Here is a 22,764-nt window from a genome sequence, read left to right on the forward strand (position 1 = left end):
ATAATAGGCTTAGTGGAATTTAAGAAAACCAAAACCAAAAGCGATGTAACTTATCAGGCCACATTAGTAACGGTTATTCATAATATTTATTGGACTCAAGATACTATTGTTAGAGCTCCGAAAACGGGTAAAGGTTCAAGAGTTTTGCCCAATAAGGATTTACCAATGCTTTGTCGACTCGCCAGACTATTTATTGCCCTGTTTGTTGTTCTGAGTACCCCTGTACTTGCCGAGCCAAGTTCGACTACTGGTGCGTTTTATGATGTCTCTTACGTTTGGAGCAAAGATTCTGCCGCTGTGCAGAAGTATCATGACAATGTAGCGCGAATTCTCGGACCTGCGGTAGCTAGACACTTGCGCGTTGTAGTCGATAATGGTTTGCATGGGGTCATTTATCTACGTCATGGAAACAGTGCAGGTGCGGTACGGGTAGCCCGTGTGCATAGTCAATTACTCAACAGAAAAGGATTAGAGGCAGCCGCTCCGGTACTGTCGAAGGATTGGGTCTTAGCAGCTACCGATCGCAACTTAACGAAAACCAAAAAACAAACTGTATTCGCAAAAAACTCTGAACGATCAAACACCGTTGCCAAACCAACCAGTTCTTCGACTAAAAAGTCCCAAGCAATCCACGACCTAGAGGTTGCTGTGGAAACCTATATCAAAGACCTTCGGCAAAGAGGGCGAATAAGCAAGGACGAACGCACAGGCTGGTCAGTATACGACTTCACTAACGGAGAAAAACTGGTCACCATCAACGAGGAGCTTCAATTTCAATCCGCTAGCCTGATCAAACCCTTTATTGCTGCAGCTTTCTTTCATCAAGTTAAACAAAAAGATCTAATCTACGGGCCAAAAAGTCGACGCCATATGGAGCGGATGATCCACCGTTCCAACAACGCTTCCACCAACTGGGTTATTAAGCAAGTGGGTGGTCTGAAGGCGGTACAACGAATACTCAAACAAAATTATCCCGGTATATTCCGCGCCACCAGTATCGTCGAATACATTCCTGCAGGCGGAAAGACCTACCGCAACAAGGCCTCAGTTCATGACTATAGTCGCTTTCTGTATGCTCTATGGAACGATAATATCGCTGGTGCCCGAGAGATAAAGCGTCTTATGTCTTTACCTGGTACTGACCGAATCTACACCGGTGCCGAATCAGTACCGGTAGGTACGCAGGTATTCAACAAGACCGGAAGTACTGCTCGATTATGCGCCGACATGGGAATCTTGAACGTGAAGGGACCTGATGGGAAACGCTACCCCTATATCCTTATTGGCATTATCGAAAAGCAAGAAAAAGCACGTAACTATACCACCTGGATACGCGATCGAGCCGAAGTGATACGGGACGTATCCAACATCGTTTATCAAGGTATTGCCCAGAAGCATAATTTTACTGATGTGCTTTGATTGAACTCTGCTAAAGTCGCGTTGATCATGCCGCTTCAGGTTGAAAGCAGGGACCGTGGCTAGATATCCTGTGCTTGAATCTGTACTTTGTCATTTGGGGTTAAGAGAAGAATGGGGCGATTATTTTATCGGCAGCGCTTTTGGACTGCTTGATAACGATGGCGTTCGTGAGTCGAGTAGATAGGTTATTTTCAATACAGGGCTACCAAGTATCACCACTGATTAATTCTAACTTGCCACACAATACTGTCATGAGCATCCTGAAGGGGAATCTGAAATTGTCTGATCTCAACCTTTCAGATGAACAGCTTGATGTTGTATCTCTGGCAGTAAACGGAATCCTTACCAATCAAGAAGCATTCAAAAGGCTTGGGATCACTTTAAACAAATAGTAGTCACCTACCTGAACATGAATCGGCCTCATATTCATCTAGCTCTCTGCTAGGATAGACATTAATATCAATAGCTAGAAGTTCGGTTAGTAAATTGATAAATAAAGGATAAATCCTCGGTAACTTAAACGAACAAGGAATTGTTTTGAGCAAAGTACCATTCGCACTGGAATTAGATACTCAAAAGTATGTTGACGTTCACGACGTAAAACGTGGCCTCAAATGTAACTGTATCTGCCCATCATGCAAAACACCTCTCTCAGCCAAGCAAGGTGATGAGAATGCATGGCATTTTGCTCATGCGACCCGAAGCACATCTGACAAAACAGTTACGAATTGCGAATACTCTTTTTACGTTTCAGTAACTCAAATGGCGAAACAGTTGTTTATGGACAGGGGAAGTTTGTCGCTGTCGCTCCCTGCATACAACTACAGAGTTCAAAGCAGTACTTCAAACTCGTTTTATACCTCTACTAGAGAAGTCCTGATTACCGAGGCCTCAAGCATAAGCCTTAATATTCAGGGAATAGAGACAAAGCTTTCAAGACACGCAGCTGATGTTCTTGGCAAAGTACGGGGTTTCCCATTTATCATCATTTTCACCCATCCCGAGAAACGCTTCGAAATCGATATAGAATTGCTGGATGGCGAAAGAGCGGGAATTATTGGTATCGACCTTACTGATAGTGTATCCATCTTTCATAATCAGAAAGGTGCTTCCATCACGTCGTTCAAAGAGGCCTTGTCAGCCTATTTGTTTGATGAAATAGAGCATATCAAGTGGCTCTATCATCCAAGAGAAAGTTCGGTTATCGAAAAAGCGGCACAGCATTTAGAAAAAGAGTCATCTATAGATAAGAGCTCCCGTCTGGACCCTGCTAAAGAGATGGACTTCATAGATAGAGCACTGGCAGGCTTCCACCTAAACCGAGGTAAATAACTCATGCCGAACATACCTCAAGTAGAAAAAAATAAACGAGAAGAACCTTCGAAATTTAAGATCAAATTCCCAAAAAACAATTTCGGATATCTTCCTCCTGCAGAAGACTTTTTCGAGCTTTTGAATCTCAAAGTCTCACCATTTCATCTGCTATCTGAAATAGAAGCAGAAACAGAGGAGAAGCTGCCTGTAGGTCGAAATCAGCTATACAACATTGTTAAAGATGGCATCAGTCAAAAAATTAAAAACAAACTACTGTCATACCTCAATCGTGTTGCACCTGAACTCACCCTCAATTTCAAATTCAGTATTGGCTTATTCAAGAAACTATACGAATCCAACAAACTTGGTGCCAATGCGGGAGCTTGGCTATCAATGCTAACGGGGTTTAATCGTTCAAGATCATCCGATCAGCTTGATTTGCTTGTTCAGTTTATAGAGGAGAGATCGCATGCAGAGCTTGGTCTGTGTAAGCAGGCCAACCGTGTTAGGAAACAAGACTTAACTGGCCACGAACAAGCACTATTCATTTCAGGCTTTCTGTCTGATCACTCTTTGGTCCCCAAAGAGGTTTTGAATGACTACTGCGATCAAGTAGTAAGAAATGACTCAGGCCTCGAATTCGATCAGCTGGCAGTGATAAAGTTTCTACTTTTCACCTGGTCAGACTTCTACCTCTCAGCCATAGCTTCATACGAAATTGGCACACGAAACTACATGCAACGCTTGGGGTTGGTTGTAGAGTGGGATGCTGATACAAGTATCCAAAAATCCATGCCCGACCTTTTTAATGAAGATACAAAGAGAAATTCAGCATTTAACAATTTGCTAGAACTGACTAAAAAACTTCATAGCAAAGGTGAGGAGCTCAGTTGGCGTGAATTCTCCAGAATGATTCCGATCAACGGTCAAACTGAAGAAAAGCAGAATAATTACGATTCGACTTCATTTGCCGATAAACAATACAAGACCCTTAGGCGCTGGCGATCAGGAAGAGATCTACCTTCAAGGAAGCTTCTTTCTCAATTCATTACGTCTTTTTGTGAGAGTAAAACCCTTGAGCATCAGCTCATAATGGAGCGCTTTACGATAGCTCTCGCTATTGATTCCTGGATTAGAAAATGGGACGAGTGGTTGGAATCGAATGGTATAGCTGCTGATGTGAGGCATGAATTAATCCAATCAGTTCTAAATCACTACGATGCACATCTGGCTCAGATGAAAGAGAACCATGCAGAAATTCTTGAAGATGATAAGGCCGCATAGCGGCCTTATTAGTCAGTGAAGATTAGTTATCTTCTTCATCATCAGAGTCATGGGTTCTTTCGTACCAGTCCTCTGGGCGCTCATCTTCACCACGGCTTTGCCAATAAGCATCATGTTCAGGGTCTAACTGGCATGAACGGTTGTCATCATCATGTTGAGCCATTCTCATTTACCTCCTTTCTTGGCGATAGTTCGGGTAGCGCGAGCAGTAAAGCTATCTGAACTCACTTGGCCGCCAGACTTTTTTGCTTCCGCGCTATGGATACGTTTTACAGCTTTTGGGGTCATCTTTGTTGTCGTCATAATCAATCTCCTAAAATGGTTTAATTAGCTGGTCATCAGCCAGCGCAAGAGATGATCGTTCTTTTGAAATTGAAAAAGGTGGGGGGGAAAGTATTTTATTTTTGATATAAAACTAAATTTCTCATATCAGCGAGTTATGTATTTGTCCTATGGGCTTGTAGTACACTGATTTCCAATAAAAAAGAGGCAGCGGATGCTTCATCTCATCACCGCTGTATATGTACCTTTGTATTTAGGAAAGTAAGTAAGGAACAGCAGTGTCTGATTTCAAAAAGATTGAACAGTTAGAAAAGCGCCTGTGGTCTGCGGCAGATAGTTTACGAGCGAACACAGGGCTTACCGCACAAGAGTATTCCCGCCCGATTCTGGGGCTGATTTTCCTGCGTTATGCAGAGTTTCGTTTCGAAAATGCTAAAGCAAAGCTGGAAGGTCAATCCAGCCGCCGCCGTGGCGGTGATATCAAGAGCCGTATTCAGGCAGAAGGGGCGATGTATGTGCCAGAGGAGGCGCTGTACTCCAATCTTTTGAAACTGCCGGAAAGCACCAATATCGGCCTGAATATCAATGAGGCAATGAAGGCTCTGGAAGCGGATAATGAAGCTATTAAAGATGCGCTGCCTAAATCCTATACCCGCTTTGATAACACCATTCTGAAAGACCTTCTGAAGAATTTTGCCGCCATCGATTTTGGCATGGGGTCAGATGTATTCGGGCGTATCTATGAGTACTTCCTGAATGAGTTTGCCAAAACTGAAGGTCAGGGCGGTGGTGAGTTCTTCACGCCGTCTACACTGGTACGTTTGATCACAGAGATTATCGAGCCTTACCACGGCAAAGTGTTCGACCCTGCTTGCGGTTCGGGTGGTATGTTTGTGAGCTGCGCGAACTTTGTTGAAGAGCACTCTTTATCTCAAGGGCAGTCATCTCAGGAACAGAGAGACGCTTCAGATCACCTTTCTATCTTCGGTCAGGAGAAAACTGGGGATACGGTTCGCCTGAGTAAGATGAACCTGGCAGTCCATGGTCTGCAGGGCGATATTCGTGAAGGTAACTCCTATTACGAAGATATTCATAACTGCGCGGGTAATTTCGACTTTGTAATGGCGAACCCGCCATTTAATGTTAACGAGATCCAGAAAGATCGTTTAGTTGATGACAAAGCACGCTTCCCATTTGGTATGCCACGTACCGATAACGGTAACTATCTATGGATTCAGATGTTCTATGCGGCACTGAACGAAAAGGGCCGTGCAGGTTTTGTTATGGCGAATTCTGCCAGTGATGCCCGTGCGTCTGAGCAGGATATCCGTCAGCAACTGATCGAAGCCAAAGCTGTGGATGTGATGATCGCGGTATCCAGCAACTTTTTCTATACCGTAACCCTGCCATGCTCACTCTGGTTCTTTGATAAATCTAAGAAAGGCACGGATCGGGAAGATAAAGTCCTGTTTATCGATGCTCGCCATATCTTCCGTCAGGTCACCCGTGCGGTACGCGATTACACCAGCGAGCAGCTGAACTTTATTGCTAATATCGTGCGCCTTTATCGTGGGGAAGCAGTCGATAATACCTACCTTGAACAGCATCCAGATGACGTACAGGGAAGTACTAATGTCGCGGGAGACAGGACGTCGGGAGCGACCGAAGCCAATAAGGGCGATTGGGCTGTCGATAAGCACTTCACCGAGGGTCAGTATCAAGATATTGCTGGGCTATGTAAGGTCGCAACGATTGAAGAGATCAAAGAACAAGGCTGGTCGCTGAACCCTGGGCGCTATGTGGGTGTAGCTGCCGGTGAAGAAGAGAATGATGAAGATTTTGTGGTTAAGTTGGAGACGCTTCAGGAGGAGCTTTTGGTATTGAATTCAGAGGCTCATGAGCTGGAGCAAGCCATAGCTAACAATGTGGTGAAAGCATTAGGAACTATGTCGTGAGCCTAGAAGGTGAGGTTTTTACATTGGATGAACTTGGCTATTTAGGTCGAGGAAAATCCAAACATAGACCCCGTAATGACCCCCAACTGTATGGGGGGGGGTACCCATTTGTACAAACTGGTGATGTAAAGGCAGCAAACCTTTACTTGAAGAACTACTCGGGAACATATAATGATTTTGGTTTAGCTCAGAGCAAGCTTTGGAAAAAAGGCACTCTTGTTATTACGATTGCAGCCAATATCGCAGAAACAGCAGTATTAGGACAGGATTCATGCTTCCCTGATAGCGTCGTTGGCTTTGAGCCAAATGAAGATAAAGTTAACTCTTTTTTTATCAAATACTACATCGATCACATTAAGCGTGAAATGCAGAGTATTTCTCAAGGAACCACTCAAGACAACTTGAGTTTAGAAAAACTAAGAACTTTCAAGCTTAAAGTCCCTTGTAAGCAAAGTGTTGACAAAATCACTGAGGTTTTACTTAGTTACGACAACCTAATCGAAAATAACAACCGTCGTATCGCTATTCTGGAAGAGATGGCTCAATCCCTCTACCGTGAGTGGTTTGTTAAATTTCGTTTCCCAGGGCATGACCAGTGCCAGATGGTTGATTCACCACTTGGGATGATTCCTGAGGAATGGGAGATACGAAAGCTCGAAGACGTTGCAGATGTTAACCCTGAATCCATTAAGCCTAAATCAGCACCTGAGCAAATTCATTATATTGATATTAAAAGCGTATCCACTGGAAAAATAGACGAAGTACGCACCCTAAGCTTCTCTGAAGCGCCAAGCAGAGCAAGAAGAATAGTTAGGGATCAGGATGTTATTTGGGCTACAGTAAGACCGAACCGTAGGCAGTTTTCATATATCTGCAAGCCTATTGAAAATACGATAGCCTCAACAGGATTTGCAGTTCTTAGAGCAAAGAACATTCCTGCAAGCTATCTTTATTTCTTCACTACGACTGATAGTTTTACGTCATATCTAGTAAATCATGCTTCTGGGGCTGCATACCCAGCAGTAAACACATCAGATTTTAATAACGCTGATATTCTGTTGCCAAGTGATGGCATTCTTGCCCAGTTTGATAATGCGGTTAAAGAAACATTGATCTTAAGTGAAAATCTTAAGCGCAAAAACGAAAATTTAAGAAAACAACGCGACCTTCTGCTCCCCAAGCTAATCAGCGGCCAGATCGATCTGAGCCAGGCAGAGCAAGCTTTAGCATGATTATTCACTGCACTCAGAAGCTATCTGCCAAGTTAAAGAGTGCTGGCCATGCGGTAAGTACAACACCACTGGTTTCTGCTCAGTGTTCAGACAGCACAGAGAGTTCCATTGGTTCATGGCACGCTAATATCACTACAATTCAGCGTCGTCAGTGCGTGGTGTTCTGCCATGACCAGACCCGTTTTGCGCTGGTGTTGATCGGCGCTACAGCAAAAGAGCTGAAAGCAATCGATTACTGGTTTAGCGATCTGTTAGTGAACACCTTGCTGAAAGCGGGTGTTGATCCCGTCCTGATCAAATCGACCTGTCAGCAACTACCTGCACTGCAATTTGATACAGCTTGCAACCGCTCAGTACAGGGCACACTGAATCAGTTGATTCAGGAGCTGGAATGGACTGTTCAGTATGATGGTATCTCAGTAATGGATCTACCGATTTACAGCACCTGTGTGAGATTAAGTAAGCGCCCTTGTCGAATCAAGGGCATGAAAGAAAGCGAGTGTTTCTGGCCGATAACGGAGATGGAAGCACTATTGAGAGAAGTTGCGCCAACTTAAAACACATCTGAATAGATGTGAAAATTGCCAAATGTTTAAATAAAAGCTACATTTGTACCTAATTTTGCAACACTTTGGTTTCTCTACATACGAGTCTATGAATGTCAGCTACGCTATCGTCCATTCTGTTTAAAGATTACCGCCGCCGCGCGCTTAATCTGCTACTGCTACATCCAGATGAGCAGTTTCATGTACGTGAGGTCGCACGATTGACCGGTACGATTGCGGGTACAACTGGACGTGAGCTAAAAAAATTACAAGAGGCAGGCATTCTGAACCAGTCCCGGCGGGGGAATCATCTGCTGTATTCGGCAAATCGAGACTGCCCAATTTTTAATGAGCTGGCTGCTATTTTACGAAAAACGTCTGGCCTTGCGGATGTGCTGGCCGACGCGCTGCTGCCGATTCAGGATCAGATTAAAGCCGCGTTTGTGTTTGGCTCTGTTGCCAGCGGTAAAGCGAGTGCGCAAAGTGATGTTGACCTGTGCATCATTGGTGATGTTTCGTTTTCTGCCGTGGTCAATTGCTTGTATGATACACAGGATATATTGGGGCGAGAGATCAACCCGAAATGCTTCTCAGTGGAAGAGTGGCAGTTGCAGTGTACTGACCCATCAGTATTTATGGAGGAGCTGCTGCACAAGGATGTTATCAATATCATAGGAGACAGGGATGACCTTAGAGAATCTGTTAGGGATTAGGCTGGAAACAATCAGTGCTGATCCGGGGATGATTCAAAAGCTGCTTCAAGCGGCGGCTTCCAGCCTTAAGGACGCATCGATTGAAGCGTTAAGTAATGAAACGCGCTTTGATGTGGCTTATAAAGCGATCATGCAGCTAGCTAATGCCGCATTACAAGCAAATGGCTTTCGAACACTCACCAGTGTGCCAGGCCATCATCAAACAATGATTCAGTCTTTACCAAAAACCATTGGTTTACCTCGCGAGCGTATGATTGAGCTCGATACTTTGCGTAAACAACGAAACCTTGCTGATTATTCTGGCGCGTTAGTGACCGATAAAGAATGTGATAGCTGCATAATGTTAGCCCAAGAGCTGTATACCCTCGTCGAACAATGGCTATTGAACAACAAGCCGCAGTTATTGAATGAAAAAACGGAATATTAAGTTGTTGGATTAATATGACTTACACAGAAGACGGACTTATTGAACAACCTGCTATAAACCTGTTCGGCCAGTTGGATTGGCAAACAGTGACCTGCTGGGAAGAAACCTTTGCCGAGGAAGGTCAGGCTGAAGGCCAGCCAATAGGCAGGGAAACCCGTTCGGATGTTATTCTCTATAGTCGCCTGCGTAGTGCTTTAACCCATATTAACCCCGATATTCCAGAACGTATTCTACAAGAAGCCATCGATGAGATAGCACGTGACCGTAGTGCGATGAGCCCAATTGCAGCGAACGAAGAGGTCTATGGACTGCTAAAAGATGGTTATGACTACATTAGCCATGCTGAAGATGAAGAGGACTGTACGGTTCGCTTTATCGACTGGCAGCAGCCTCAAAGCAATGACTTCCTGCTTTGTAGTCAGATGACTATCAGCGGTGAAATAGAGAACCGCCGCCCTGATCTTTTAGGCTTTGTTAATGGCTTACCTTTGCTGTTTATCGAGCTTAAAGCCAGCCATAAAGAGCTGATAAATGGCTATAAAGATAATCTTAAAGATTACCGCAACACTATCCCGCAACTCTTTGTATTTAATCAGATAATCATTATATCAAACGGCATTCAGTCTCGCGTAGGTACTATATCCAGCCAGTGGGAACACTTTGCCGAGTGGAAGAAGGTTGAGTCCGAATCAGAGCCTCGGAAAGTCAGTTTAGAGGTGGCTATTCGCGGCGTGTGTGAGCAGCACAGACTGCTGGATATTGTTGAGAACTATGTACTCTATGTCCGTGCTAAAGAGACCATCAAGATTGTAGCCAAGTACCACCAGTACTTAGGTGTAAATCAGGCGCTGCTTGGATTAGATTCAGTCGAGCAGAAAGCAGGCGGAAAACTAACAAAAGGGCAGCTGGGTGTTTTTTGGCATACCCAGGGGAGTGGTAAAAGCTTCTCAATGGTGTTTTTTACCCGTAAGGCCTTCCGATGCTTCACTGGGAACTGGACCTTTGTGCTGGTAACTGACCGTACTGATCTGGATGATCAGATCTACAAGACGTTCAATGCTGCAGGCATGATCACTGAGGCTTGTCAGGCCGATTCTGGTGCTGAACTTAAGCAATTGCTCGCTGAAGACCACCGTTTCGTCTTTACTCTGATCCAGAAGTTTAAAGGGGATGAGAAGGGCGATTACCCCGTGTTGTCTGAGCGGGATGACATTATTGTGATTACCGATGAGGCCCATCGTAGCCAGTATGATTCGCTGGCAATGAATATGCGTAAAGCGATGCCTAATGCTTCGTTTATGGCTTTTACGGGGACACCATTACTCTCTGGCGAAGAGAAAACCCGTGAAGTGTTTGGTGATTATGTATCAACCTATAACTTCTCAGATGCAGTAGATGATGGTGCGACTCTGCCTCTCTATTACGAAAACCGCGTGCCCGAAGTCACTTTGCTGGCAGATAACATTGGTGAACAGATCGCTGAAATTCTGGATGATGCAGACCTGAGCGAAGATCAGGAATCGAAGTTAGAAACAGAATTCGCAAAGCAGTATCACATCATTACACGCGAAGACCGCCTTGAAGAGATCGCTGAAGACTTGGTAAACCACTATATCAACCGCGAGCCCTTTAAAGATGGCCGATTAGGCAAGGCAATGGTGGTGTCCATTGATAAAGCCACGGCTATTCGTATGTATGATCAGGTTCAGAAGGCATGGAAGAAGAAGCTATCCAGTCTACAGCTACAGGCAAAACACCTGTCAGGCTCTCGACTTGTCAGAATTGAATACCAGATTGAGCATATGCAGTCTGCTGATATGGCGGTGGTTGTGTCAGGCGGCCAGAACGATGATGAAAAGCTGGCTAAACGTGGCTTGGATTACAAAATCCATCGGGAGCGTTTTGTTAAAGAGAAGCTGGATGAGAAGTTTAAAGACCCCGATGACGATCTAAGAATTGTGTTTGTTTGTGCTATGTGGCTAACAGGTTTTGACGCACCTTCGGTTTCGACCCTGTATATCGACAAGCCTTTAAAAAGCCACACGCTGATGCAAACCATTGCCAGAGCCAACCGAGTTTACCCTGGCAAACCTGCAGGCCAGATCGTTGATTACATCAATATCTTCGGAGCCCTACAGCATGCGTTGGGCCTCTACGGGGGTGGCGTTACTGAAGAGCAGGGGACTTATACCGTTGATACCCCTGCTAGGGATAAATCAGAGCTGCTTTCTGCGCTTAAGACAGCGATCACTGATCTGGTCATTTATCTGAAGAAATGTGATATCGATCTTCAGGCGATTCTCGATGCGCCTGCAACAGATTTCACCAAGCTAACGTTGCTCGATGAAGCCAGTGAAATACTCCTAAATCCTGAGTATAAAGAGGAATTTGTTGCATTCCTGAGGCAAATAAACCGCATCTTTAAAGCCATATTGCCTGATGATAGTGCAACCGAATACACGCCACACCGTATTGCCATTAACGTTATCTATAAGCAGATGCGTGAGAAATCAGGTCTCAGTATTGATGACGAAGATGTATTAGATGTAGTTCGTAATCAGGTTAATGAACTGCTGGATGAATCTATTGAAACAATCAATATAAACAGCAACTTACCTGAACCTATTAATATCGCGGGTATCGACTTTGATGCACTGGCAGAGATGGTTTCGCGGATAACCACCCCGAAACAGTCTGATGCAGAACGCCTGAAAAACATCATTGAACGAAAGCTTCAGCCAATGATTATGCGTAACCGCACACGTCAGGATTTGCAGCAGAAGTTTATGGATATGGTCGAGGAATACAATCTCGGTGCCTATAACGCTGAGGAACTGTTCAGACGGCTTGAAGAGTTTATCCGTGAGCTGAATGTAGAAGATAAACGAACTGTTAAGGAAGGCCTTACAGAGGAAGAACTTGCGATCTTTGATCTGCTATTAGAAGACGTAACGCTATCTGATAAAGAACGAACTAAAGTAAAAGCCATCGCAAAGATGCTTATCAGTAATATGCAGGACGCTCTCGTTATCGATTGGCGTAAAAAACAGCGAACCAAAGCCAAGATCAAAAACCTGATCGAAGAGGTCTTAGATGAGCTTCCAGAAGCTTACGATGATGACCTATGGCCAAAGGCATGCTCAGAAGTCTTTATGCACGTTTATGAGAAATACCCTGGTCAGGGTCAGAGCGTTTACGTACATTAATATCCAATAAGTCGAAAGAGCAGCGTGCGCTAGGTTGCTCTTTACGACACTTTACCCGCGAAATAGAATTCTTCGAAGCTCTCCGCACGATCTAATTTAACCCTGAATAAGCCTAAATGCGGAAAAGATTGGACGGTGGTTTTTATACTCACGCTTTAGTACTGCAATCAAATACGCAACTGGCGGGGCTTGTGGGCATTTTCACAAGTACAAACTTTTCCAAACTTAGTTTGGATGTGGATTGGATAGCACAGGCTTCATTGTTAATGCCTAAATACACATCACAGATTCACTAAACTGGACAAAGAGTCATTTGAATCTGAAAACAACAAAAGGGCAAACCAGTCTATAGCCAAATAATTATCCTATTTAACATAATATATATTATGCGAATATATCATTATGGCTATATAGGGGACTACAGATTAGCTAATGCTTACTATTATTTGGATTAATTTGTTTTTTAGCGCTGATTATTGAGCTATTAACTCGCTCAATTTCGCGGCTATGCGTGGTAATTTAAGCTCGCTTTAGGCGTGAGACACTGGCGTATCTGGTGCTTGATAGCTGCACAGTAACGCTGGATGGAGGTTTATAAATTCGCCAGTTATATCCGATTCAACAACAAGCATCGAGGGTTCTGCTGCTACTGCACGAAGCTTGGCGACAACCTCATAAGCTTGGTATTTGTGTAATTTAAATGTATTGGATTCATATAGATCGGCATCTAACATAACGCTATCCCCAATGGAGATCTCATTCCAAAGAAACTCGGTTTCCATATGCAGCTCAGTAAAATCTAAATCGCTCATGGTGTATCCACCTTATGAGTTGTTATATTTTTAAGCTTGGACGATACCGTGACGAATTGCGAGGTGGACTAGCTCTGAATTATTACTGATAGTCAGTTTTCTAAAAATATTAGTGCGGTGTGCGTGTACAGTTTTAGGACTTAGGAATATCTCTTCAGCAACCTGCGAAACAGTCCTGCCCTCTGCAAGCAAAGCAAAGACTTGAAGCTCACGTTTAGTCAAACTACTAATAGACGCGGCCTCAGTAGAACCATCACCATTAATTCGGGTGCGCATCTCCTCAGTGATATACTCTTCACCATTATGTATTGCTTTAACAGCGGCTAATAGTTCATCAGGTGCGCAGCGCTTAGTAAGAAACCCTTTAGCGCCCGCATTAACTACATGAGCAGGAAACGGATCAATCTCCATTGCAGTTAACACAAGTACTTTAGCTTTAGTATCATGGGAGATTATTCTTCGGATTGCTTCCAATCCGCCATTTAGATTATGACAAGCCTCATCGCTAGCAGACGAGTCGTTAGGCATATTTAAGTCCATAACAACAACATCAGGCGCGTGAGTAGCATACATATCACATGCAGACTGGCCGTTATCCGCTTCGCCCACTATCTCAATGCTATCATCAGATATTAGCAAACGTTGAAATCCCGCCCTTACCAAAGGATGGTCATCAACAAGGAGAATCTTAATTGGATCAGTCATCTATTTTCCTGTAATTTGCTTTATTATATGCTCTTGTTGTTTTTTGAGATTGTTTATTTAGAAACAACAAGTTAGATGATAAATATTAAGCTTGTTCTTGCAAGGCTATACATCCTCGTCGGGTAGAATTGCATCTGCCCCTTTATAGACATCATGGCAATTGATATCTAACGCGCCTGCACTTGAGATCTCTTCGTCTGAAACACTTGCAGGCAAAGCAACCAGTTCATCACTATACCCGATAAGCTGTATGCCTTCGTTTTTACAATGTTTCAAAACCTTTTCTAAGGCCTTGATAACGGTAATCTGCCGACTATTAAGCAAGCCGGAGCTCAGTGCTTTATTCTTAGGCTTACTGGTTACCTGTCTTATAGCGTAACCGCCCTCATCCAGAAGCTGAACGGTAACATTCTTGAGTTTCTCTTTGATTAAGAGCTTCTTTGAACGCTCAAATGTCCCTGTATCCTGACAACAGACAGCATCCTCAGAACCGCATTCATGCAGCGCATCCAATATCACTACATCTTCAGCTTCAAGATTTAAAACTATATCCATATTAATTAGATACCTAAGAAAGCCAGAATGGAGGTTAAGTTACATAGATCAAATACAAGCATATAGATTAACATTCCTCTGGGTTTTGCACTAGCTTATCCCCTGCTTCAACGCGCTAACCTCTGCATTTAACTGTATATTTTCCATTTGAAGAGATGATTTATCACTAATCAGCAACTCAATCTGTTTGTTTAGGCGCTTATTTTCTTCTTTGAGAGTTCGGTTATTAACCTGAATTTCAATATATTCATCAATATCTTGCGTGCCTTTGCTCATAATCTGCTTCTGCTTTAACTCTCGCTCTAAAGCTTCGCTTTTTGCCTGAAGCGCGATAAGTGTATTCTCTTGCTCAAACAGCTTACCCTGAAGGGCGAGTTTTTGATCAGAACATTTTTCATTTTCCTGAAGCAATCTAAGGCACTGAGAGCGTAGTTCTTTTAATTCGCTATTATCTGCTTTCGATGAATTTGCGGCTTGATTGATTTTTTCTCTATATTCGCGCTCAAGATTATCGCGGCGCACCTCCAACTCCTTTTCTGCATAAGCAAGCGCCTGAAGCCATAGCTTACTCGCACTTTCCGCCACAGGGTCTGGCAGCATAGGATGGCTCGTATTTACCTTTAGTCGCTCACCTAGCTCCTGCCACCAAGCATTTAACGCTTTATTGATGGTTGTAATAGAGCCGCAACCCATTCGCTCTCTCACATTTTGCTGCGTCGGGCGAATACCTTCCTGTAGAAGAATGTCTGCGGTCTTTTTAGCAAACTCCTGTGTATCGCTCTTTTTTGCCATCTTGCAATATCCAATATGTACTATTTGATACATATTATAGCTAACTTCACCGCCCTCAGCAGCTTTAATAAATATCTTTTAGCGCCACTCGCTGTTCTGTACTAGGCTGAAAAATAAGACGATAAAGGAGTTTTCATATGAGCATGCGTATAGCGATCAATGGCTATGGCCGTATTGGAAGAAACATCCTTCGTGCAATTTACGAATCGAACCAACAAGAACACATACAAATTATCGCGATCAACGATTTATGCGATCCAAAAGTAAATGCCCACCTAACTGAATACGATAGCGTTCACGGACGTTTTATGTACAAGGTCGCAACCAAAGATCATTGTTTAGAAATAAACGGGGATCGGATAGAAATCCTTAAAGAAAAGTCCATAAGCGCCCTTCCCTGGGAGCGCCTAGAGATAGACATAGTATTTGAGTGCACAGGGCTTTTTGCAAACAAGGACGCAGCAATGGAGCACATAAAGAGTGGTGCTAAACGCGTACTAGTATCCGCCCCTGCCAAAAATGCTGATGCCACAATAGTATATGGCGTAAATCACAACATCCTAACTAAAAACCATTTAGTTATCTCTAACGCCTCATGTACCACTAACTGCTTGGCACCTATGGCTCAAGCACTCAATAACGCTATAGGTATCAGCTCAGGCCTCATGACAACCATTCATGCTTACACTAACGATCAGCACCTAACAGACGCATTTAGTGGTGACTTATATAGAGCGCGTGCCGCGGCAACATCGATGATCCCAACAAAAACAGGCGCAGCAGATGCTGTAGGAATTGTTCTCCCCGAGCTTGCGGGAAAGCTTGCTGGCATGGCCGTACGTGTTCCAACAGCCAATGTATCACTTGTTGATTTAACCTTTACACCCAACACACCAACAACCGCCGAGGCTATCAATAACATTATGAGAGAGGCCTCAAAAGGCTCAAATAATAGCGTGATCACCTACAGCGACAAGCCATTAGTATCTGTTGATTTTAATCACCAGCAAGCTTCTTGCATCTTTGACTCCACCCAAACCATCTGTACCCAGGAGCAAGCTAAAGTCTTCGCTTGGTACGATAACGAATGGGGGTTTTCAAATCGCATGCTGGATACAGCAAAAGAGATAGCCAAAATTGGAGGTTTTTATGACTAGACAAACAGGTAGAACTAAATTCACAGGTCGTTGACGAAAAGCAATGCTCCTACGGCCTGCGCAACTATTCTGCAGTTTTTATTTTAGAAAGGTAGAGGTCCAAATTGTTACATCTATCCGGCTCGATAATGTCTCGTTGCAACTGCTGTCTTATACTATCGGGAATCTCATCGACTTCAGTAGCTGTAACAATCTGGTCTTGCTCTTGAATTAAATAGGATGGACTGTATCTTGAAACCTGTATATAGGTGATACCTTCGCTATCAATAGATGCGTAGCTGATTTCTGAGAAGCGATTATCATTTAAGTCACCCACAATATAACCAGTTTCACATGCTGAGTTTAGCGTTTTTCCTGCCGCAGTAGGCTCAAGAATATCGGTCGGATCCATGCCATTATCCATAGACTCTAGAAAGGTAGCTTCACTTGATGCTGATTTATTAGACGTAATCTTAGCTGATGGTCGAGTATCAAGCGCACTAAAAATTTGGCCACCGACAACACCTACGGCCAATAAAATTAATACCCCTTTAGATAGACCACCCATACCTTTCTCCTTTAGGTCTTTAACACGCTAGGCGATAACCACTCATTCCATTATAGCAGCACATAACGGCTCAGCCAGCTACTGCTGAGCCCTAATTAATTATCAAACCAAACTTATATCTAATTGATAGGATTATAATTTGGCAACTTTAATGGAATTATTGTACTGAGGTACAAGTGCATAGATACATTAAGCTATAATCCCAATAACGACACACCACCCCAAGATGCACAGAGACAGAAAAGTGAAAGGCCGCTAAATCCCACACCAACTAAGCTGTAAAAATAGACAACAAAATAAAACAGGCAGCGCTCACTTGCGGGGCTTAAAAACCTAAAAAAGCGGGACTCGAGCCCAAGTCTGAATCGGAATACGAAATAATATGGATAATTGCACTTATGACGCCGCCTGTTATTCGTATAACAAATCTGACGCCCAGGCAGGCAATGGTTTCTTATGCTCAGTGATTGCTTGATTCCGAATAGTAGCTACTTGCTCATACGGACTGCCGCAACTGGAATTATCTAAAATTCTTACATGATCACATAGAGGAAGTACGCTTCGTACATTTGCTAGCGTTCTCGAGATACGGGTCTCTACCTTATCATCCGGCACAAAGTGCCCACCTTCCTCTACTCGTTGAGATATTCGAGCTTTATTCAATGAAAGGCTATCAACATGAATAAACACTAAAACAACCTGATAACCCAACGCTTTAGCCTTAGCGACAAAGTCGATTTTGGAGGGATGAGAAAAAACGGTTTCAAAGCAAAAATTAGCACCATCGATCAGTAACTGCTCACGCATTTGCGTAGCTAACTGAGCAGCCTCGTAACTATTGCCTTCTGGATCATCAGGAAAGACTTGCTTTGCGAGCACATCGGCATTAATAAATGGCACACCCTTTGGTTCAAGGTATTTACGGTAGAAGGTGCTTTTGCCTGCACCATTTCCACCAACAAGCATCCATAACTGCTTGGAATTACTCACAAATCACGCCAGCGGATGGGGTAAATTTACCATTTTCGAACTGACCTACAATAACAGTGCCATCTAAAGCAATCTGCTCTAGCATTCCAGGATATTGAGCTGAAGCCTGATACTTTAATGAACTAGAAGTAATATTATCTTGGAGACAACCCGCTACCCGATCATCTTCCAATATATCAAAGAGTCTATCAGGATCTACAGTTGGACCATCTACTGGCTCTACTTTAACTTTTACCAATCCTGCATAGAGCTGCAGCAAAGTCTCTGGCGTAATTACTTTAGATACACTACGCCCAATGTCCGCCCAATACTCGATCTGCTCTGCTGTCGAACGGTGAAGATGCTTTCCTGATAGTTTGGCTTGCTCTACTAGGTTTGCATCTAAACGCAACGGGGAATGTGCTTTTGCCATATCGTACGCTCTATCATTTTATTAACTCTTTACTGATTGTAGCAGATCGCTACAAAAAAGAGCTATAACTTTAGCTAATCGAGACTTGACTGGCCTATGAAGGCAGCACTCATTCTGCACTCGAGTGGGCTATAAATTACAGGAGCGTACATAAAAAAGACAACAAAAAACCCCGAAAGCGTTAACTTGCGGGGTTTAAAGTTCACCACGAAAAGTGGTGCCCGGGACCGGACTCGAACCGGTACAATCTTACGATCGGGAGATTTTAAGTCTCCTGTGTCTACCAATTTCACCACCCGGGCGAATTTTAATGGAGGCGCGGGTCGGAATCGAACCGGCGTACACGGAGTTGCAGTCCGCTGCATGACCACTCTGCCACCGCGCCTCTATAACTTGATCTAGCATATGGAGCGGGAAACGAGGTTCGAACTCGCGACCCCAACCTTGGCAAGGTTGTGCTCTACCGCTGAGCTATTCCCGCTCTGCTGTAACAAGTGGTGCGTATTATAGAGTTCCCCTATTATAAGTCAACACTGTTACGATAAAAAAATTATGCTTAATTATTAACCACTTACATCTCTTCAGATAAAGCGGGCCAAGCAGCTCTAAGATACTGATACATAGACCATAAAGTTAGAATTGCCGCTATATACAAAGCGGTAATCCCAGCCCAAGAAATAGTCGTATAAGGCTCAGTAACAATCATCAGCATAATTGCTAGCATCTGCAAGGCTGTTTTTACCTTACCAATGTGAGAAACCGCAACATTTGAGCGTTTTCCTACCTCTGCCATCCATTCACGTAGGGCTGAGATAACAATCTCTCTACCGATAATAACCACGGCGGGAATTGTGATCCACCAATTTGCATAGCCTTCTACTAGCAATGCAAGGGATATAGCTACCAGTAATTTGTCAGCCACAGGATCTAAGAAAGCCCCAAAAGGCGACGCTTGATCCAATTTGCGAGCTAAATAGCCATCAAGCCAGTCCGTAAAGCCGGCGATAGCAAACACGCAACCTGTCGCTATAGGTGCCCACTCATAAGGTAAATAATAAACGAGTACGAATACAGGTATTAGTAGAATGCGTAAGCTTGTCAGTATATTTGGTATTTTCATCAATTCTTATACATCAGGATGAAGTGCCGAGTAGATCTCTTCGGCTATGGTCTGGCTTATGGTAGAGACTTTTGCAATTTCTTCAATACTCGCACGCTCAACTTCTTGTATTCCACCGAAATGACGCAGTAATTCGCGCCGTCTTTTCGGGCCAACGCCTGGAATATCTTCTAAAACTGATTTTTTGCGCGCCTTCCCTCGTCTCGCTCTATGTCCAGTAATAGCAAAACGGTGGGCCTCGTCTCTAATATGCTGCATTAAGTGCAAGGCCGCTGAATCGCTTTCAAGTATCGTCTCTTCGCCAGTATCACCTGATATTAACACTTCAAAGCCCGCTTTGCGCGTTGGGCCTTTTGCGATGCCAATCACAAGCACATCACTGATCGACAGGTCATCTAAAACTTCCATTGCCTGCGTGACTTGACCTTTACCGCCATCAATAATCAAAACATCAGGTAACTTCCCTTCACCTTTTTTAAGACGGGTATAACGCCGATGTAAAGCTTGGTGCATAGCGGCGTAATCATCACCGCCGGTAATGCCTTCAATATTAAAATGCCGATAATCACTTTTAAGCGGGCCGTTACGATCAAACACTACACAAGAGGCAACCGTTGCCTCACCTGAACTGTGGCTAATATCAAAACATTCTAAACGCTGCGGCACTTCTTCAAGTCCAAGAAGCTCTTGAAGTTCCAAATAACGATTATAAATATTCTTTTTATTGGCTAGAAAGCTATTCAGCTGTTGCTCGGCATTTGTATATGCCAATTTTTGCCACCCTGCTCTTTCGCCTCTGACCTGATGGGCTAAGGTGACCTTTTTATTTTTTGCTTTTGCCAGCGCGTCTTCTATACAAGACTTATCAGTAACCTCATGAGAAGCAATAACATAAGCTGGAATATCTCGAACGCCGCTAAGATACCACTGCGCAATAAACGATGAGAGTATATCTGATTCACTCTCTTCTATAGCCACTTTTGGGTGATATGATTTACTACCAATAATACGACCACCGCGAACAAAAAGCATATGGATACAAACGCCGCCGGGCTTTATCGCACAGGCAATTACATCTGCATCACCCTGCTTACCTGATACATATTGCTGCTCCTGTACTTTCTGCAAGCTAATCAATTGATCACGGTAGGTTGCTGCCTGCTCAAAATCCAAGTCATTCGAGGCTGATTCCATTCGGCTCGCCACCTCATCCATGACCGCACTGTTTTTTCCTTCTAGAAACATAGCCGCATGACGTATATCTTCTTGATAAGCCTCTTCTGAGATAGCTTCAACACAAGGGGCTGTACAACGTTTAATTTGATGCTGAAGACAAGGCCTAGAACGGTTTTTGAAGAAGCTCTCTTCACATTGACGTATTTGAAAGATTTTTTGCAGTAAGTTCAAACTATCTCGAACAGCCCCACCGCTAGGAAATGGACCGAAATAACGCCCGCTTTTCCGTTTAGCTCCACGACTAAACTGGACAGCCGGATAGGTGTGCTTATCGGAAATGAAAATATAGGGGTAGGACTTATCATCCCTAAGAAGGATATTGTAGGGCGGTCTATATTGCTTTATTAGGTTCTGTTCTAGCAGCAGCGCTTCGGTTTCGCTATTAGTGACCGTTACATGCACATCGGCTATTTTAGCGACCAATGCGGCTGTTTTTATACTCAGTCCCGTCGATCTAAAATAGCTACTAACGCGATTCTTTAAGTTTTTAGCTTTACCAATATACAGCAACTTATCAGCCTGATCATACATCTGATAAACGCCAGGGCGCGTTGTGAGCTGTTTAAGGAAGCCTTTGGCATCAAAGCCCTCTGTCGTATTATCCGGTTTCACGCTTAATTATCTGCCATCGCCTCAAGTTTCCGAGTATCCATATATTCATGGGTGGCAATACGATGAATCTCTTCAAGGGTTTCAAGGGTTTCATCAGTAATACCTGCGCCTCTAGATAAAGAAACTTCAAGATAAACGCCAATTTCTGCGTAATAGCAAAGCCGTGCATCAGTACTGCGTGCTCTACGTAACTTCATAAGTGAAATTTGAGCCCCATTAACTATGATACTGTTAATATCAGAATCAGAGAGCATTACTTCACGGTTTTGCTCATTTAACGGCTTTTTATTGCTATTTGTACTGCTCATTATTTCTCTCTGTAATCCAAATTCGGGTTAAGGCATACTTTAAGCGATTAAAGCCCTATGTGTAACTAGATAGTTCATATGATAGACGACCTTTTTTGGATATTAAAATGCCCCTCTTTAATAAAGCTGACCAATGATGAGATCACATCAGCCGTCGACTGGATTAATGAAGTTGAAACCCCTTTAGCTTTTGAGGCGCTAGAGGTCGCTTCAACCCATAATCGTATAGGTTACTACTATGAGCAGCTTGTTAATCAGATTATCAATAAACAGATACAACCAATTGAATTAAAAAGAAATATACAAGTCATAGAGCAAAAGAAAACTCTCGGAGAATATGACTTCCTAGGCCGAACAGAGCAGTACGATTTTCATCTAGAATGTGCAGTTAAATTCTATCTTTGTGTCGGTGACGGCAGCCAACTTTCTCACTTCATCGGGCCTAATAAACGGGACCGATTAGATCGAAAACACCAACGATTATTGAACCACCAACTTCGCCTATCTGATAGCCCTGCGGGTCGCGCTCAGTGCGAGGTGTTAAATATACACCCTTCCAAAAAACTTATGTTGTTACAAGGCTATCTATTTTACCACTTGTCACAACCGTGCAACTTAAGCACCTTACATCCTGAAATCAACCCTGATCACAAAAAAGGCTGGTGGATAAAGCAACAGGAACAACATCTGCTCAGCGAGCAATTTAATTATGCTATTCTCGAAAAACCTTATTGGCTATCACCTAAGGTAAACAGTCTAAAAACACTAAACCAATTTAAACTAGTTATAGACGGCTCGGATAAACCGTTGTTGGTTGTTAGGTTTGATAAAACAACAGGAGGAGAAGTCGATCGGGGGTTTATCGTACCTAATCAATGGTGCGAATAAGAGGAAGTATACTGCCCTACAGTAATTCAGGCAGACTAACCATTGTTAGCCTGCCTGACAAAATTACAACTTATTTTTCTGCAGAAGCAGCGTCTTTAGCTATAACTTTTTTAAGGGTTGCGATGCCAACCACTGTGCCAATAATCATTGCGGCAACAATAACTAAGCTTGGTGCAACAGAGATCAAACTATACTTATCCATAGAACGGTCCTTGGTATTCTTTAATAATAATTTTGAGATCGACTTTATTAT

The 22,764-nt window shown here is 43.4% G+C and carries 25 protein-coding genes and 3 tRNA genes; 12 read left to right on the forward strand and 16 right to left on the reverse strand.

Features of this window, described 5'->3' with window-relative positions; translation table 11 throughout:
• Positions 1–12 precede the first annotated feature (12 nt).
• The 4 genes from A3774_RS06035 to A3774_RS06050 all read left to right on the forward strand — a co-directional run bounded on the left by A3774_RS06035 (position 13) and on the right by A3774_RS06050 (position 4,017).
• Positions 13–1,419 (forward strand): serine hydrolase, encoded by a 1,407-nt coding sequence (locus A3774_RS06035; protein ID WP_067864712.1) that lies wholly within the window; start codon positions 13–15, stop codon positions 1,417–1,419.
• Positions 1,420–1,474: 55 nt separating this feature from the next.
• Complete coding sequence (locus tag A3774_RS17150) at positions 1,475–1,603, forward strand: hypothetical protein (protein WP_269454612.1); 129 nt, start codon at positions 1,475–1,477, stop codon at positions 1,601–1,603.
• A 353-nt stretch (positions 1,604–1,956) separates the two neighbouring features.
• Positions 1,957–2,751 carry a competence protein CoiA family protein gene (locus A3774_RS06045; protein WP_067864718.1) on the forward strand — a complete coding sequence of 265 codons (795 nt, stop codon included), beginning with the start codon at positions 1,957–1,959 and terminating at the stop codon, positions 2,749–2,751.
• A 3-nt stretch (positions 2,752–2,754) separates the two neighbouring features.
• On the forward strand, positions 2,755–4,017 hold the full coding sequence (locus A3774_RS06050) for a hypothetical protein (RefSeq protein ID WP_067864721.1): 1,263 nt from the start codon (positions 2,755–2,757) through the stop codon (positions 4,015–4,017).
• 22 nt (positions 4,018–4,039) lie between these two features.
• Here A3774_RS06050 and A3774_RS16750 read toward each other — a convergent pair whose 3' ends face one another.
• Both A3774_RS16750 and A3774_RS16755 read right to left on the reverse strand, forming a co-directional pair.
• Positions 4,040–4,180 carry a hypothetical protein gene (locus tag A3774_RS16750; RefSeq protein ID WP_197468015.1) on the reverse strand — a complete coding sequence of 47 codons (141 nt, stop codon included), beginning with the start codon at positions 4,178–4,180 and terminating at the stop codon, positions 4,040–4,042.
• A gap of 2 nt (positions 4,181–4,182) precedes the next feature.
• Positions 4,183–4,320: a hypothetical protein gene (locus A3774_RS16755; RefSeq protein WP_197468016.1), complete on the reverse strand. Its 138-nt coding sequence runs from the start codon at positions 4,318–4,320 to the stop codon at positions 4,183–4,185.
• A 257-nt stretch (positions 4,321–4,577) separates the two neighbouring features.
• Between A3774_RS16755 and A3774_RS06055 the strand changes: the two genes are divergently transcribed.
• From A3774_RS06055 to A3774_RS06080, 6 genes are all read left to right on the forward strand, one after another.
• A complete protein-coding gene (locus A3774_RS06055) occupies positions 4,578–6,254 on the forward strand; it encodes a type I restriction-modification system subunit M (protein ID WP_067864724.1) in 1,677 nt (558 codons plus the stop codon).
• Complete coding sequence (locus A3774_RS06060; protein ID WP_067864727.1) at positions 6,251–7,486, forward strand: restriction endonuclease subunit S; 1,236 nt, start codon at positions 6,251–6,253, stop codon at positions 7,484–7,486. The genes A3774_RS06055 and A3774_RS06060 overlap by 4 nt, the downstream gene beginning before the upstream one ends.
• Positions 7,483–8,043: a DUF6933 domain-containing protein gene (locus tag A3774_RS06065; protein WP_067864730.1), complete on the forward strand. Its 561-nt coding sequence runs from the start codon at positions 7,483–7,485 to the stop codon at positions 8,041–8,043. Before A3774_RS06060 ends, A3774_RS06065 begins: the two co-directional genes overlap by 4 nt.
• A 101-nt stretch (positions 8,044–8,144) precedes the next feature.
• Entirely contained in the window at positions 8,145–8,744 is a 600-nt protein-coding gene (locus A3774_RS06070; protein ID WP_067864734.1) for a nucleotidyltransferase domain-containing protein, read from the forward strand.
• The gene (locus A3774_RS06075) at positions 8,716–9,171 is read left to right on the forward strand and encodes a HEPN domain-containing protein (RefSeq protein WP_067864737.1); all 456 of its coding nucleotides are present in this window, start codon (positions 8,716–8,718) and stop codon (positions 9,169–9,171) included. Before A3774_RS06070 ends, A3774_RS06075 begins: the two co-directional genes overlap by 29 nt.
• Positions 9,172–9,185: 14 nt before the next feature.
• The gene (locus A3774_RS06080) at positions 9,186–12,377 is read left to right on the forward strand and encodes a type I restriction endonuclease subunit R (RefSeq protein WP_067864740.1); all 3,192 of its coding nucleotides are present in this window, start codon (positions 9,186–9,188) and stop codon (positions 12,375–12,377) included.
• A 530-nt stretch (positions 12,378–12,907) separates the two neighbouring features.
• Here A3774_RS06080 and A3774_RS06085 read toward each other — a convergent pair.
• The 4 genes from A3774_RS06085 to A3774_RS06100 all read right to left on the reverse strand — a co-directional run bounded on the left by A3774_RS06085 (position 12,908) and on the right by A3774_RS06100 (position 15,241).
• Positions 12,908–13,189: a hypothetical protein gene (locus A3774_RS06085; protein WP_067864745.1), complete on the reverse strand. Its 282-nt coding sequence runs from the start codon at positions 13,187–13,189 to the stop codon at positions 12,908–12,910.
• Between the two features lie 30 nt (positions 13,190–13,219).
• Entirely contained in the window at positions 13,220–13,894 is a 675-nt protein-coding gene (locus A3774_RS06090) for a response regulator (protein ID WP_067864748.1), read from the reverse strand.
• Positions 13,895–13,999: 105 nt separating this feature from the next.
• Positions 14,000–14,449, reverse strand: a complete 450-nt coding sequence (locus tag A3774_RS06095) for a response regulator (protein ID WP_067864751.1) — start codon at positions 14,447–14,449, stop codon at positions 14,000–14,002.
• A gap of 90 nt (positions 14,450–14,539) precedes the next feature.
• Positions 14,540–15,241 (reverse strand): DNA-binding protein, encoded by a 702-nt coding sequence (locus A3774_RS06100; protein ID WP_067864755.1) that lies wholly within the window; start codon positions 15,239–15,241, stop codon positions 14,540–14,542.
• A gap of 137 nt (positions 15,242–15,378) precedes the next feature.
• Here A3774_RS06100 and gap point away from each other — a divergent pair, with 137 nt between their 5' ends.
• Positions 15,379–16,398 (forward strand): type I glyceraldehyde-3-phosphate dehydrogenase, encoded by a 1,020-nt coding sequence (gap, locus tag A3774_RS06105; RefSeq protein WP_067864757.1) that lies wholly within the window; start codon positions 15,379–15,381, stop codon positions 16,396–16,398.
• A 64-nt stretch (positions 16,399–16,462) separates the two neighbouring features.
• On the opposite strand, the gene A3774_RS06110 is transcribed toward gap, so the two are convergent.
• The 9 genes from A3774_RS06110 to A3774_RS06150 form a co-directional block, all read right to left on the reverse strand.
• Positions 16,463–16,945: a hypothetical protein gene (locus A3774_RS06110; RefSeq protein ID WP_067864760.1), complete on the reverse strand. Its 483-nt coding sequence runs from the start codon at positions 16,943–16,945 to the stop codon at positions 16,463–16,465.
• 411 nt (positions 16,946–17,356) lie between these two features.
• Positions 17,357–17,935, reverse strand: coding sequence for an AAA family ATPase (locus A3774_RS06115; RefSeq protein ID WP_231867954.1), 579 nt, complete (start codon positions 17,933–17,935; stop codon positions 17,357–17,359).
• Complete coding sequence (locus tag A3774_RS06120) at positions 17,928–18,347, reverse strand: TA system antitoxin ParD family protein (protein ID WP_067864767.1); 420 nt, start codon at positions 18,345–18,347, stop codon at positions 17,928–17,930. Before A3774_RS06120 ends, A3774_RS06115 begins: the two co-directional genes overlap by 8 nt.
• 215 nt (positions 18,348–18,562) lie before the next feature.
• A tRNA-Leu gene (locus tag A3774_RS06125) sits at positions 18,563–18,649 on the reverse strand.
• A 9-nt stretch (positions 18,650–18,658) separates the two neighbouring features.
• Positions 18,659–18,732: transfer RNA gene (locus A3774_RS06130), tRNA-Cys, on the reverse strand.
• A 21-nt stretch (positions 18,733–18,753) separates the two neighbouring features.
• Positions 18,754–18,828 (reverse strand) — tRNA-Gly (locus A3774_RS06135).
• Between the two features lie 90 nt (positions 18,829–18,918).
• Entirely contained in the window at positions 18,919–19,467 is a 549-nt protein-coding gene (pgsA, locus tag A3774_RS06140; RefSeq protein ID WP_067864770.1) for a CDP-diacylglycerol--glycerol-3-phosphate 3-phosphatidyltransferase, read from the reverse strand.
• Between the two features lie 6 nt (positions 19,468–19,473).
• Positions 19,474–21,315: an excinuclease ABC subunit UvrC gene (uvrC, locus tag A3774_RS06145; protein WP_067864773.1), complete on the reverse strand. Its 1,842-nt coding sequence runs from the start codon at positions 21,313–21,315 to the stop codon at positions 19,474–19,476.
• A 2-nt stretch (positions 21,316–21,317) separates the two neighbouring features.
• Complete coding sequence (locus A3774_RS06150) at positions 21,318–21,623, reverse strand: excinuclease ABC subunit C (RefSeq protein ID WP_067864776.1); 306 nt, start codon at positions 21,621–21,623, stop codon at positions 21,318–21,320.
• Positions 21,624–21,701: 78 nt separating this feature from the next.
• Between A3774_RS06150 and A3774_RS06155 the strand changes: the two genes are divergently transcribed.
• Positions 21,702–22,511, forward strand: a complete 810-nt coding sequence (locus tag A3774_RS06155) for a DUF1853 family protein (RefSeq protein ID WP_067864779.1) — start codon at positions 21,702–21,704, stop codon at positions 22,509–22,511.
• A gap of 70 nt (positions 22,512–22,581) precedes the next feature.
• Here A3774_RS06155 and A3774_RS17155 read toward each other — a convergent pair whose 3' ends face one another.
• Positions 22,582–22,713, reverse strand: coding sequence for a hypothetical protein (locus A3774_RS17155; RefSeq protein ID WP_269454613.1), 132 nt, complete (start codon positions 22,711–22,713; stop codon positions 22,582–22,584).
• Positions 22,714–22,764 lie beyond the last annotated feature (51 nt).

This window comes from Neptuniibacter marinus (assembly GCF_001597725.1).
GTDB lineage: Bacteria > Pseudomonadota > Gammaproteobacteria > Pseudomonadales > Balneatricaceae > Neptuniibacter > Neptuniibacter marinus.